Source organism: Variovorax sp. Root411 (assembly GCF_001425205.1).
In the GTDB taxonomy this organism is placed as follows: domain Bacteria; phylum Pseudomonadota; class Gammaproteobacteria; order Burkholderiales; family Burkholderiaceae_C; genus Variovorax.
Genome location: NZ_LMDW01000001.1, coordinates 25,039 through 37,565, shown reverse-complemented (window position 1 = coordinate 37,565; position 12,527 = coordinate 25,039). Strand labels below are relative to the sequence as shown.

The window sequence follows — 12,527 nt, the reverse complement described above, 5'->3', positions numbered from 1 at the left end:
CCTTCTCTCTACTCTTTGCTCAGGCGTAGGCCTTTCGTTTCTCTCATGCGCATTCTTGGCATCGACCCCGGCTTGCAGACCACCGGCTTCGGCGTGGTCGATGCGGATGGCCATGCGCTGCGCTACGTGGCCAGCGGCACCATCAGCACGCGGCACCTGGGCACCGGCAACCTGCCGGCGCGCCTGAAGGTGCTGTTCGACGGCATCGCGGAAATCTCCGCCCGCTACCAGCCCGATGCGTCAGCGGTCGAAATCATCTTCGTCAACGTCAACCCGCAGTCGACGCTGCTGCTCGGGCAGGCGCGCGGCGCCTGCGTGACCGCGCTGGTCAGCAACGACCTCCCGGTGGCCGAGTACACCGCGCTGCAGATGAAGAAGGCCGTGGCGGGCCACGGCCAGGCCGCCAAGGCGCAGGTGCAGGAGATGGTGCGGCGGCTGCTCGACCTGCCGGGCCTGCCGGGCGCCGATGCGGCGGACGCGCTGGGCATCGCCATCACGCATGCGCAGGTGGGGCGCTCAATGGCACGGCTCGCGGAAGCGGCCGAGCTGTCGAAGACCCACGCCGGCACGTACCGGCAAGGGCGTTCGCGCTGAGTCAGCGCACGTGGCTCGCGCAGCAGTCAGGCGCTGAGCGCCTGACAGGGCAATGCGTGGAACACCGCGGAACCGGCTTTGCCGGGCCGCAGGTGTTGCCCCCGGTAGGGGGTTGGCGAAGCGACACGAAGTGCGCGAAGCCTGGGGGCGAGCCTAGCTACGCGATGCGCTCGGCGATCAGCACCGCGAAGAAGCCGAACGCCGCGAGCAGCGTCCACTTCAACACGATCCATCCGATGCGCCGGTATCTGGTCTGCCCCGTGCCCGCATAGAACGCGAAGCACACGCCCGCCACCAGCAGAAGCAGCAGGATGGCCCAGCGGAAAAGAAGCATCGTCGGGCGCCGCCTACCAGGCGCGGGCGACTTCGCCGAAACCGCGGGGCGCGCGCTTCTCGTCCTCGAAGGTCACGACTTCGTAGGCGTCGCTGTGCGAGAGCAGTTCGCGCAGCAGCTTGTTGTTGAGCGCATGGCCCGAGCGGAACGCGGTGTAGGCCGCGAGCAGCGGCTTGCCGATGATGTACAGGTCGCCCATCGCGTCGAGGATCTTGTGCTTCACGAACTCGTCGTCGTAGCGCAGGCCGCCGGCATTGAGCACCTTGGTGTCGTCCATCACGATGGCGTTGTCGAGCCCGCCGCCGAGCGCAAGGCCCTTGCTGCGCATGTACTCGACCTCCTTGGTGAAACCGAAGGTGCGCGCACGCGCGATGTCGCGGCTGTATGAATCGGTGCCCAGGTCGAACTCCACGCGCTGGCCGGTGGAGTTGACGACGCGGTGGTCGAAGTCGATCTCGAAGCTCAGCTTGTAGCCGTGGTACGGCTCCAGGCTCGCCCATTTCTCGTTGGCGCCTTCGCCCTCGCGCACCTCGACCTTGCGGGTCACGCGGATGAAGCGGCGCGGCGCCTTCTGCAGCGCGATGCCCGCGCTTTGCAGCAGGAACACGAAGGACGAGGCCGACCCGTCGAGGATCGGCACTTCGTCGGCCGTGATGTCGATGTAGAGGTTGTCGATGCCCAGGCCCGCACAGGCGGACATGATGTGCTCGACGGTCTGCACCTTCGCGCCACCGGTGGAGACCGTGGACGCGAGGCGCGTGTCGGTGACCGACTCGGCGGTCATGCGGATCTCGACCGGCTCCGGCAGGTCGACGCGGCGGAACACGATGCCCGTGTCGGCCGGGGCCGGACGCAGGGTCAGCTCCACGCGTTGGCCGCTGTGAAGCCCCACGCCCACGGCGCGGCTGATCGACTTGAGGGTTCGTTGTTGCAGCACGCCGGGGATTTTAGGCGCGCGCCGGGCGTGGCTTCCTATGCCCTTCGCTATGGCACCGATAGACATGGGTCCTATCCACAAAAGCCCCGACGATGGACGCAAGGGGCACGAAGTGAACGCAGCGCCTAGGGTCAGGGGAAGTCCCTTTCAGGTCCCCCCTGCGCCCCTTGCGAACCTTCGTGCCCTCTGCGTCTATAGGCCGCTTCGCGAAACCGAGGAACCGGCTTTGCCGGGCCTCAGGTGTTGCCTCCGGTAGGGGGAAGGCGAAGCGACACGAAGTGCGCGCAGCCTGGGGGCGAGCCGATTTCAGTCGGCCTGGCGGCGCAGGAAGGCCGGGATCTCGAAGTCGTCCATGCCGCCCGAAGACAGCGCATCCACCTTCGCGGCGGCCATCGTGCGGTTGGTGCGCCACACGCTGGGAACGGCCATGCCGTCGTAGTTGGGCTGGCTGCCGCTGCCACCGGCATGGCCCATGCCACCGAGCGTCGGCACGGTGAATGGGATGTTGTCGGTGCCGGTGCGGATCACTTCGAGCGTCGGTGCCTGGCGGCGGGCGTCGGCACGCGAGAGGCCGGTGGCCACCACGGTCACGCGCATCTCGTCGCCGAGGCTGTCGTCGTAGGCGGCGCCGTAGATCACGTGCGCGTCGGGCGAAGCGTAGGCGCGGATGGTGTTCATCGCGAGCTTCGACTCGTTCAGCTTCAACGAACCCTTCGATGCCGTCACCAGCACCAGCACGCCCTTGGCACCCGAGAGGTCGATGCCTTCGAGCAGCGGGCAGGCTACGGCCTGTTCGGCGGCGATGCGCGCGCGGTCCGGGCCAGCTGCGGCAGCGGTGCCCATCATGGCCTTGCCGGGTTCGCCCATCACGGTGCGCACGTCTTCGAAGTCGACGTTGACGCCGCCGTACTCGTTGATGATTTCCGAGATGCCGCCCACGGCGTTCTTCAGCACGTCGTTGGCGTGCGCGAAGGCTTCGTCCTGCGTGATGTCTTCACCGAGCACGTCGAGCAGCTTCTCGTTGAGCACGACGATCAGCGAGTCGACGTTGGCTTCGAGCTCGGCCAGGCCGGCGTCGGCGTTGGTCATGCGGCGGCCGCCTTCCCAGTCGAAGGGCTTGGTCACCACGCCCACGGTGAGGATGCCCATTTCCTTCGCGACGCGCGCGATCACGGGAGCGGCGCCGGTACCGGTGCCGCCGCCCATGCCGGCCGTGATGAACAGCATGTGCGCGCCGTCGATGGCCGCGCGAATGTCGTCCACCGCGAGCTCGGCCGCTTCACGTCCCTTGTCCGGCTTGCTGCCGGCGCCCAGGCCGCTGGTGCCGAGCTGGATGATCTTGTGCGCGCTGCTGCGCTGCAGTGCCTGTGCGTCGGTGTTCGCGCAGACGAACTGAACGCCCTGCACGCCACGTTCCATCATGTGAGCGACCGCGTTGCCGCCGCCACCGCCGACACCGATCACCTTGATCTGCGTGCCCTGATTGAACTCTTCGACTTCGATCATTTCGATGGTCATTTTTAACTCCTTGAATCTTGCAGTTGCCGTTGTGTATCTATGAATTTTTCTTGTGCCGTGACGAGATCAACGATGAGACCGTCACGATGGTGGACCTGTGCGCCGCCATCGCTCGTTGAAATGCAAGGGAGGGCTGCCACGCGCGAGCCAGAGTGGGGAATGAATCATGGTCAGAAGTTCCCCACGATGAAGTCCTTGAAGCGTCCGAACGCGGTCTTCACCGACCCGTTCTTCTGCGCGACCTTGAAGCCGCGCATGCGCGCGAAACGTGCTTCTTCGAGAAGGCCCATGACTGTAGCGGCGCGGGGCTGCGCGACCATGTCGGACAACGCGCTCGAATACTTCGGAATGCCGCGCCGCACGGGTTTCAAGAAGATGTCTTCGCCGAGCTCGACCATGCCCGGCATCACCGCGCTGCCGCCCGTGAGCACCACGCCCGACGACAGCACTTCCTCGTAGCCCGACTCGCGGACCACCTGCTGCACCAGCGAGAAGATCTCTTCGATGCGCGGCTCGATCACACCGGCCAGCGCCTGCTTGCTCAGCATGCGCGGCCCGCGGTCGCCCAGGCCCGGCACTTCCACCTGCGTGTCGGGGTCGGCCAGCAGCTGCTTGGCATAGCCGTTCTCGACCTTGATGTCTTCCGCGTCCTTCGTCGGCGTGCGCAGCGCCATCGCGATGTCGCTCGTGATGAGGTCGCCCGCGATCGGGATCACGGCCGTGTGGCGGATCGCGCCGTTGGTGAAGATCGCCACGTCGGTCGTGCCCGCGCCGATGTCGACCAGCACCACGCCCAGTTCGCGTTCGTCTTCCGTCAGCACCGCCTGGCTCGAGGCCAGCGGGTTCAGCATCAGTTGGTCGACCTCGAGGCCACAGCGGCGCACGCACTTGATGATGTTCTCGGCCGCGCTCTGCGCACCGGTCACGATGTGCACCTTGGCCTCGAGCCGCATGCCGCTCATGCCGATCGGCTCCTTCACATCCTGGCCGTCGATGACGAACTCCTGCGGCTCCACCAGCAGCAGGCGCTGGTCGCTCGAGATGTTGATGGCGCGCGCCGTCTCCACCACGCGGGCCACGTCGGCGGGCGTCACTTCCTTGTCCTTCACCGCCACCATGCCGCTCGAGTTGATGCCGCGGATGTGGCTGCCGGTGATGCCGGTGTAGACGCGGCTGATCTTGCAGTCGGCCATCAGCTCGGCCTCCTTCAAGGCCTGCTGGATGCTCTGCACCGTGGCGTCGATGTTCACCACCACGCCGCGCTTGAGCCCGTTGCTCGGCGCAATGCCGAGGCCGGCCAGCTTGAGCTCGCCACCGGGCAGCACCTCGGCCACCACCACCATCACCTTGGCGGTGCCGATGTCGAGTCCTACGACCAGGTCTTTGTATTCTTTGGGCATTGATATGTCCTCGATTTCTCGGTATTCGCTACTTGATTTTTCTTGGGGCCTCGGGCGAGACCGTGGTGACGCCGCGCAGCCGCAGGGCATACGCGTCGTTGTGGCGCAGATCGGCGCCCTCGACGTCGGCCATCGTGCGGCGGTACTGGCCCGCGACCTGGGTCACGGTCTTCAGGAACCGCTGCAGGCGGGCCGTCACCTCCTCGCTCTGGCCGCGGCCAAGCTCAATTTCGGCGCCGCTGTCGAGCACCACCTTCCAGCTGCCCCGGCTCGACAGCGTGAGCTCGTCGACGGCCAGGTCGTAGGGCTGGAACTGCGGCTGCAGCACGCGGTACATGCCCAGCACCTGGCCCGCCTGTTCGATCGGGCCATCGAGGCGCGGCAGGTTGTCGTCGACCTCGGCCACGTTGGCCTCGAACACGTCGCCGAAGCCGTTGATCAGCTTCGAGCCCGCCTCGTCGCCCCAGTTGGCCACCGGCACCTGCTCGGTCAGCGTCACGCGCAGCTTGTTCGGAAACTCGCGCCGCACCACCGCGCTGCGCACCCACGGCACGGACTCGAAGGCGGCGCGCGCGCGCGCCAGGTCGATGGTGAAGAAGTTGCCCTTGAGCTGCGGTGCCACGTTGGCGCGCAGCGTGACCGCGTTGTTGTGCGTGACCTCGCCGTCCACCTTGATGCCCGAGATCGGGAAGAAAGGCTGGCGCAGCACCCACCACGCCCCCGCCGCAAGCAGCATGAGCGTCACCAGCGCGAACGCAATGTTCGCGACGATGTTCATGAGCTTGACGTCGAAGGGGGCGGGAATGCTGTCGGCCATGGCTTAGTTCGCGCCTCCCTTTGCATCCAGCGCCGCGGAAGCCAGCACCCTCAGGCACAGGTCTTCGTAAGCGATGCCCGCGGCTCGGGCCGACATCGGCACCAGCGAATGGCTGGTCATGCCGGGCGAGGTGTTCATCTCCAGCAGGAAAGGCTTGCGGTCGCTGGCGCGGATCATCACGTCGGCGCGGCCCCAGCCGCGGCAGCCGAGCGTGTGGTACGCGGCCAGCGTGATGCGCTGGATCTCGTGCTCTTCGGCCGCGGGCAGGCCGCTCGGGCACTGGTACTTCACGTCGTCGGTGAAGTACTTGTTCTGGTAGTCGTAGGCGCCTTCGGGCGCGGCGATGCGCACCACCGGCAGCGCACGCGCATCGAGCCCCTGGCCGAGCACGGCGCAGGTCACTTCCTCGCCCTCGATGAATTCCTCGCAGAGCACATCGGCGTCGTACTTCGCGGACAGCGTGACCGCGTCCTGCATCTGGGAGTAGCCCTCGACCTTGGTCACGCCGATGGATGAGCCCTCGCGCGGTGGCTTCACGATCAGCGGCAGGCCGAGCACGTCGGGCACCACCATGACCTGTTCGCGGCTTTGCTGGTCGAAGGCCAGGCGCACGTACTTGGGTGTGGGCAGGCCGTCGGCCTGCCAGATGCGCTTGGTCATGACCTTGTCCATGGCCACGCTCGACGCCATCACGCCGGAGCCCGTGTAGGGAATGCCGAGCAACTCGAGCGCGCCCTGCACGGTGCCGTCCTCGCCATGACGGCCATGCAGCGCGACGAAGCAGCGCGAGAAGCCTTCGCGCCTGAGGTCGGCCAGCTCGCGCTGCGCCGGGTCGAAGGCGTGCGCGTCGACACCGCGCGAACGCAGGGCTTCGAGCACGCCGGTGCCCGACATCAAGGAGATTTCGCGTTCGGCGGAACTGCCGCCGAACAGCACGGCAACCTTGCCGAAGAGTTGGGGGTCCTGAAGGCTCATGAGGCCCTCCCTTTGCGCGAAACGCGCTCCGATGTTGAGGGTGCGGATGCAGTGGCCGTGACCACCGCCGCGCCGAGTTCGACCACCTTGCCCGGTACCGCGCCGATGGACCCGGCGCCCATGGAGAGCACCACGTCGCCCGGACGGGCGTTGTCGAGAATGGCTTGCGGCATGGCCGCGATGTCGTCGACAAACACCGGCTCGACCTTGCCGGCCACGCGCAATGCGCGCGCCAGCGTGCGCCCGTCGGCCGCCACGATGGGCGCCTCGCCCGCGGCATAGACCTCGCCGAGCAGCACGGAGTCGGCAGTACCGATGACCTTCACGAAATCCTCGAAGCAGTCGCGTGTGCGGGTGTAGCGGTGCGGCTGGAAGGCCAGCACCAGCCGGCGGCCCGGGAAAGCGCCGCGCGCGGCCGCGATGGTGGCCGCCATCTCGACCGGGTGATGGCCGTAGTCGTCGATCACGGTGAAGGTGCCGGCTGCATTGCCCCCTTGCACCGGCACGTCGCCGTAGCTCTGGAAGCGGCGGCCCACGCCCTTGAAGCCCGCAAGGCCGCGCTGCACGGCTTCGTCGGGAATGCCGAGCTCCACCGCCACCGCGATCACCGACAGCGCGTTGCGCACGTTGTGCTCGCCCGGCAGGTTCAGCACGATGGGCAGGTCCGGCAGCGTCACGCCATTGCGGCGCTGCGCGGTGAAATGCATCTGTCCGCCGACCGCGCGCACGTCGACGGCGCGCACCTGGGCGCCCTCGTCGAAGCCGTAGCTGGTGACCGGGCAGGTCACGTTGGCCACGATCTCGCGCACCGCCGGGTCGTCGGTGCACAGGATGGCCACGCCGTAGAACGGCATGCGGTGCAGGAAATCGACAAAGGCCTTCTTGAGCTTCGCGAAGTCGTGCCCGTAGGTCTCCATATGGTCGGCATCGATGTTCGTGACCACCGCCATCACGGGCAGCAGGTTCAGGAACGAGGCGTCCGACTCGTCGGCCTCGACCACGATGTAGTCGCCGCTGCCAAGCTGCGCGTTGGCACCGGCGCTGTTGAGGCGCCCGCCGATCACAAAGGTCGGGTCGAGCCCGGCGGCGTCGAGCACGCTTGCCACCAGGCTGGTGGTGGTGGTCTTGCCGTGCGTGCCGGCAATGGCAATGCCCTGCTTCAGGCGCATCAGCTCGGCCAGCATCAGCGCGCGCGGCACCACTGGAATGCGCTTCTCGCGCGCGGCCAACACTTCGGGGTTGTCCGACTGCACGGCGGTGGAAGTGACGACCGCGTCCGCGCCGTCGATGTGCGCGGCGGCGTGGCCCACGAAGGTGCCGATGCCCAGGCCCGCGAGACGGCGCAGCGTGGCGCTGTCGGACAGGTCGGAGCCTGTGATCCTGTAGCCCAGGTTCAGCAGCACTTCGGCGATGCCGCTCATGCCGGAACCGCCGATGCCGACGAAATGAATGTGGTGGATCGCGTGCTTCATCTGGCAAGCTCCTCGCAGGCCTGGACGACGGCTTCCACAGCCTCCGTTTTCTGCATGGTCTTGGCCTTGGCGGCCTTCTCTATCAGCGCATCGCGCCCGGTTTTCTGTAGCAAATCAGCCAGCAATTCAGGAGTGAGGTCGGCCTGCTGCACGAGCCACCCGCCGCCCGCGTCCACGAGAAAGCGCGCGTTGGTGGTCTGGTGGTCGTCGACCGCCGAGGGGAAAGGCACGAACAGCGCTGCTGCGCCGACGGCCGCGATTTCTGTGACGGTGCTGGCACCGGCGCGCGCGACGATGATGTCGGCGTCGGCATACGCCTGCGCGGTGTCTTCGATGAAGGGCGTGAGCTCGCCTTCGACGCCGGCCGCCGTGTAGTTGGCGCGCAGCTCGTCGATCTGCTTGGCGCCGCTCTGGTGCAGCACCTGCGGGCGCGTGGCCGGCTCGATGCGGGCCAGTGCCTGCGGCACCACGGTGTTGAGGCCGCGCGCCCCGAGGCTGCCGCCCACCACCAGCAATTTGAGCGGCCCGGTGCGGCCCGCGAAACGCGTGGCCGGATCGGGCTGCGAAGTGAAGGCCGAGCGCAGCGGGTTGCCCACCCACTGCGCCTTCTTCAGCACATTCGGGAAGGCGGTGAATACACGGTCGGCCACGCCCGCCAGCACCTTGTTGGCGAGGCCGGCGACCGAGTTCTGCTCGTGCAGCACCAGTGGCTTGTTGAGCAGCACGCCCATCATGCCGCCCGGAAAGGTGATGTAGCCGCCCAGGCCCACGAGCACGTCGGGCTTCACGCGGCGCACCACGGCCAGGCTCTGCCAGAAGGCGCGCAGCAGCTTCAGCGGCAGCAGGAACAGCGTGAGCGGGCCCTTGCCGCGCACGCCGCCGAACTGCACCGGCTCAAAGGCAAAGCCGCGCGGCGCCACGAGCTTTTCTTCCATGCTGCCGGGTGCGCCCAGCCAGTGCACCTGCCAGCCGCGCTCGCGCAGGGCCTCGGCCACCGCGAGTCCGGGGAAGATGTGGCCACCGGTGCCGCCGGCCATGACGAGTGCGGTACGGCCGGTCATACGCGGCCTCCCCGCATGAGGACACGGTTTTCGTAATCGATGCGCAGCACGATGGCCAGCGCCACAAGGTTCATCAAAATCGCCGAGCCACCGAAGCTCATCAGCGGCAGGGTCAGGCCCTTGGTCGGCAGCGCACCGAGGTTCACGCCCATGTTGATGAAGGTCTGGAAGCCGAGCCACACGCCCACGCCCTGGGCCACGAGGCCCGAGAACACGCGGTCGAGGGCGATCGCCTGCCGGCCGATGTGCATGATGCGGCGCGTGAGCCAGAGGAACAGGCCGATGATCAGCAGCACGCCGACCAGGCCGAATTCTTCGCCGATCACGGCCAGCAGGAAGTCGGTGTGCGCCTCGGGCAGCCAGTGCAGCTTCTCGACGCTGCCGCCCAGGCCCACGCCGAAGATCTCGCCGCGCCCGATGGCGATCAGCGAGTGCGACAGCTGGTAGCCCTTGCCGAGCGCGTGCTCCTCGCTCCACGGGTCGAGGTAGGCAAAGATTCGTTCGCGGCGCCACGGGCTGGTCGCGACGATCGTGCCGAAGGCCACCACCACCAGCGCGGCGATCACGAAGAACATGCGCGCGTTCACGCCGCCCAGGAACAGGATGCCCATGGCGATCACCGCGATCACCATGAAGGCGCCCATGTCGGGCTCGGCCATCACCAGCATACCGACCACCACCACCGCGATGCCCATCGGCAGCACAGCGCGGAAGAAGCGCTCCTTGATCTCCATCTTGCGCACCATGTAGCTGGCGGCGTAGAGCACCATCGCGAGCTTGGCCAGCTCCGAGGGCTGGAAGCGCATGAAGCCCATCGGCAGCCAGCGGCGCGCACCGTTCACGTTGATGCCGATGTGCGGAATGAGCACGGCTACCAGCAGCAGCAGCGAAGCCACGAAGAGCCATGGCGCGGCGCGCTCCCAGGTCTTCATGGGAATCTGGAAGGCCAGCAGCGCGGTGATGAACGCGAAGATCACCGAGGCCGCATGCCGCGTGAGGAAGTACGAGGCGCTGTAGCCGGCGCGCGCAAAGCGCGGGTTGTCGGGCAGCGCGATGGAGGCCGAATACACCATGACCAGGCCCCACATCAGCAGTGCGACCGTGACCCAGACCAGCGCCTGGTCGAAACCCAGCACGCGCATCGGCGTGGCCTTTGTCTGCGCGACGCCGGCGCCGCCCAGCCGCACGGGCAGGTGCACGGGCAGCGAGTCGATCCCGCTGCGGGCGCGCCTGAACCAGCCGCCGAAGCGGCCGGTGGATGCGTTGGGCGTGGCGCCTGAGGCGGCAGAGTTCAAACCGTGTCCTCCGTCGAATCGCCCATGCCGCGCGGGCCGTCCTCGAAGGCCTGCACGGCCTCGCGGAACACCTCGGCGCGGTGCGCGTAATCCTTGAACATGTCGAAGCTCGCACAGGCCGGTGACAGCAGCACGGCATCGCCGGGGTTGGCGCGCGCGGATGCGAGCTTCACGGCCTCGTCCATCGAGCCGGCATGCAGCAGCGAAACGCCGGTCTGTGCCAGCGCGGCTTCGATGAGCGGCGCGTCGCGGCCGATGAGCACCACGGCGCGCGCGTACTGGCGCACGGGTTCGGCCAGCGGCTCGAAGTCCTGCCCCTTGCCTTCGCCGCCGAGGATCACCACCACGCGGCGCTCTTCACCAAGGCCGGTCAGCGCGGCTGCGGTGGCGCCTACGTTGGTGCCCTTGCTGTCGTCGAAGTACTCGACCTCGTCCACGATGGCGATGGGTTCCACGCGATGCGGCTCGCCGCGGTATTCGCGCAGGCCGTAGAGCATCGGACCCAGCGGGCAGTCGGCGGCACTGGCCAGCGCGAGGGCCGCCAGCGCGTTCATCGCGTTGTGGCGACCGCGGATGCGCAGCGCGTCGGCAGGCATCAGGCGCTGCAGGAAGATTTCTTCCTCGACCACGGCGCCGCGCTTGCGCTTCTGCGTTTCGTCGGCTTCCAATGCGCGCACCAGCCAGGCCATGCCGTTGACGCGCTCGATGCCGTAGTCGCCCGGGCGCAGCGGCATCGCGCTGCCGAAGGTGACGTGCGTGCGGATCTGCGGGCGCTGCAGCTTGACCCTGATGGGCGCGGGCAACATCGCCATCACGCCGTCGTCGTCGCGGTTGAGGATCATGAGCCCGCGCGCACCGAAGATGCGCGCCTTGGCCGCGGCATAGGCCTTCATGTCGCCGTGCCAGTCGAGATGGTCCTGCGTGAGGTTGAGCACCGTCGCAGCGGTCGGCTCGAAGCCCTGCACGCCGTCGAGCTGGAAGCTCGACAGTTCGAGCACCCACACATCAGGGAGCGTGTCGGCGTCGATGTGCGCCGACAGCGTGTCGAGCAGCGTCGGGCCGATGTTGCCGGCCACGGCCACGGTCTTGCCTGCGCGTTCGACCAGCTGGCCGATGAGCGAGGTGACGGTGGTCTTGCCGTTGGTGCCGGTGATGGCGAGCACCGCGGGTGTGTAGCCCTTGGGCGCTTCGGGCTCGACGGGGGGCGCCAGCTCGAGCTGGGGCGACTCTTCCTCCACGGCGGCCGAGGCCGGGTTGGTGGCGGAGATTTCGGCGATCTTGGCGACGAACTCTGCAGCCTCCCTGGCGGCGGTCGGGACGTAGGGCTTGCCTGTGGTCGGGAGGCGGGAGACGGTGACGGGTGCGGCCTTGGGCGCATCCGTCGCTTCCGGTGCCGCTTGCACTGCGCCGTTGGCCTGTTCAGGCTCGGCCTCGACGGCTTCCGTCGTTGCGATGACTTCGGCGGGTGCGGACTCCGAAGCTTGCGGCGGCATCGGCGCGGCAACGCTCATCGACGGGTCGCGCGGCATCGCTTCGGCCATCGCGGGGACGGTCGATTCGGGCTGCGCTTCGACAGCTTCAGCGGCTTCGGCCGGCGCCGGGGGTTCGACCGCTTCTTCAACCGGCGCAGGCTCCTCCAGCGCCAGCTGCGCCTGAGCTTCGGGTTCGGTAGCTTCGACAGGCGCTTCCGCGGCCGGTTCGGCCGGTGCTTCCACTTCGGCGGCGGCTTCGGGTTCAGGCTCCGGCCCGGCTTCCACCACCGGCACCTCGACCGAGCGCAGATCCAGCAGCGCGCGCGCGAACAGGTCCAGTTCGCCACCGACCGGCAGGCCCATGGCCCGCGCCGCATCGGCCACCGGCGCGATGGTTTCGGGCGACAGGCCCGGCGAGCGGTACACGGCGCGAATCGGCGTGCCCTCGACCAACGCGGACGAGAACGGCCCGCCGACAAAGCTCACCCCGGGCAGTTCCGCCCGCAGCGTCGCCAGCAGCGACGGCGCTTCGCGCGTGTCGGCCACGGTCACGACGGCACCGTGGCGCACGCACCAGCGCGTCATCGCCAGCCCGGACGCACCGAGGCCGAGGATGAGGACGGGGAGGTCTTTCAGATGCCGCATGGTTCCG

The 12,527-nt window shown here is 67.9% G+C and carries 11 protein-coding genes; 1 reads left to right on the top strand and 10 read right to left on the bottom strand.

The genetic code is table 11. The features are described from left to right. The first annotated feature begins 45 nt into the window (after positions 1-45). Positions 46-594, top strand: coding sequence for a crossover junction endodeoxyribonuclease RuvC (ruvC, locus tag ASC92_RS00150; RefSeq protein WP_056508910.1), 549 nt, complete (start codon positions 46-48; stop codon positions 592-594). Positions 595-751: 157 nt separating this feature from the next. On the opposite strand, the gene ASC92_RS28995 is transcribed toward ruvC, so the two are convergent. From ASC92_RS28995 to murD, 10 genes are all read right to left on the bottom strand, one after another. Then, positions 752-928 carry a hypothetical protein gene (locus ASC92_RS28995; protein WP_200935926.1) on the bottom strand — a complete coding sequence of 59 codons (177 nt, stop codon included), beginning with the start codon at positions 926-928 and terminating at the stop codon, positions 752-754. Between the two features lie 13 nt (positions 929-941). Further along, on the bottom strand, positions 942-1,865 hold the full coding sequence (gene lpxC, locus ASC92_RS00145) for a UDP-3-O-acyl-N-acetylglucosamine deacetylase (protein WP_056508907.1): 924 nt from the start codon (positions 1,863-1,865) through the stop codon (positions 942-944). Positions 1,866-2,171: 306 nt separating this feature from the next. Then, positions 2,172-3,383, bottom strand: a complete 1,212-nt coding sequence (ftsZ, locus tag ASC92_RS00140) for a cell division protein FtsZ (RefSeq protein ID WP_056508905.1) — start codon at positions 3,381-3,383, stop codon at positions 2,172-2,174. A 170-nt stretch (positions 3,384-3,553) separates the two neighbouring features. Next, the gene (gene ftsA / locus ASC92_RS00135; protein ID WP_007832444.1) at positions 3,554-4,783 is read right to left on the bottom strand and encodes a cell division protein FtsA; all 1,230 of its coding nucleotides are present in this window, start codon (positions 4,781-4,783) and stop codon (positions 3,554-3,556) included. A 28-nt stretch (positions 4,784-4,811) separates the two neighbouring features. Next, positions 4,812-5,600: a cell division protein FtsQ/DivIB gene (locus ASC92_RS00130; RefSeq protein WP_056508903.1), complete on the bottom strand. Its 789-nt coding sequence runs from the start codon at positions 5,598-5,600 to the stop codon at positions 4,812-4,814. Between the two features lie 3 nt (positions 5,601-5,603). Next, on the bottom strand, positions 5,604-6,575 hold the full coding sequence (locus tag ASC92_RS00125; protein ID WP_056508898.1) for a D-alanine--D-alanine ligase: 972 nt from the start codon (positions 6,573-6,575) through the stop codon (positions 5,604-5,606). Continuing rightward, complete coding sequence (murC, locus tag ASC92_RS00120) at positions 6,572-8,047, bottom strand: UDP-N-acetylmuramate--L-alanine ligase (RefSeq protein WP_056508896.1); 1,476 nt, start codon at positions 8,045-8,047, stop codon at positions 6,572-6,574. The genes ASC92_RS00125 and murC overlap by 4 nt, the downstream gene beginning before the upstream one ends. After that, positions 8,044-9,108 (bottom strand): undecaprenyldiphospho-muramoylpentapeptide beta-N-acetylglucosaminyltransferase, encoded by a 1,065-nt coding sequence (gene murG / locus ASC92_RS00115; RefSeq protein ID WP_056508893.1) that lies wholly within the window; start codon positions 9,106-9,108, stop codon positions 8,044-8,046. The genes murC and murG overlap by 4 nt, the downstream gene beginning before the upstream one ends. Beyond that, a complete protein-coding gene (ftsW, locus tag ASC92_RS00110; RefSeq protein WP_056508890.1) occupies positions 9,105-10,403 on the bottom strand; it encodes a putative lipid II flippase FtsW in 1,299 nt (432 codons plus the stop codon). The genes murG and ftsW overlap by 4 nt, the downstream gene beginning before the upstream one ends. Beyond that, positions 10,400-12,520 (bottom strand): UDP-N-acetylmuramoyl-L-alanine--D-glutamate ligase, encoded by a 2,121-nt coding sequence (gene murD / locus ASC92_RS00105; RefSeq protein WP_056508887.1) that lies wholly within the window; start codon positions 12,518-12,520, stop codon positions 10,400-10,402. Before murD ends, ftsW begins: the two co-directional genes overlap by 4 nt. Between the last annotated feature and the right edge of the window lie 7 nt (positions 12,521-12,527).

What these genes read in the sequence shown, in the direction of transcription:
- ruvC (WP_056508910.1), top strand. Translation starts at nt 46, where the DNA reads ATGCGCATTCTTGGCATCGACCCCGGCTTGCAGACCACCGGCTTCGGC.
- ASC92_RS28995 (WP_200935926.1), bottom strand. Translation starts at nt 928, where the DNA reads ATGCTTCTTTTCCGCTGGGCCATCCTGCTGCTTCTGCTGGTGGCGGGC.
- ftsZ (WP_056508905.1), bottom strand. Translation starts at nt 3,383, where the DNA reads ATGACCATCGAAATGATCGAAGTCGAAGAGTTCAATCAGGGCACGCAG.
- ftsA (WP_007832444.1), bottom strand. Translation starts at nt 4,783, where the DNA reads ATGCCCAAAGAATACAAAGACCTGGTCGTAGGACTCGACATCGGCACC.
- ASC92_RS00130 (WP_056508903.1), bottom strand. Translation starts at nt 5,600, where the DNA reads ATGGCCGACAGCATTCCCGCCCCCTTCGACGTCAAGCTCATGAACATC.
- ASC92_RS00125 (WP_056508898.1), bottom strand. Translation starts at nt 6,575, where the DNA reads ATGAGCCTTCAGGACCCCCAACTCTTCGGCAAGGTTGCCGTGCTGTTC.
- murC (WP_056508896.1), bottom strand. Translation starts at nt 8,047, where the DNA reads ATGAAGCACGCGATCCACCACATTCATTTCGTCGGCATCGGCGGTTCC.
- murG (WP_056508893.1), bottom strand. Translation starts at nt 9,108, where the DNA reads ATGACCGGCCGTACCGCACTCGTCATGGCCGGCGGCACCGGTGGCCAC.
- murD (WP_056508887.1), bottom strand. Translation starts at nt 12,520, where the DNA reads ATGCGGCATCTGAAAGACCTCCCCGTCCTCATCCTCGGCCTCGGTGCG.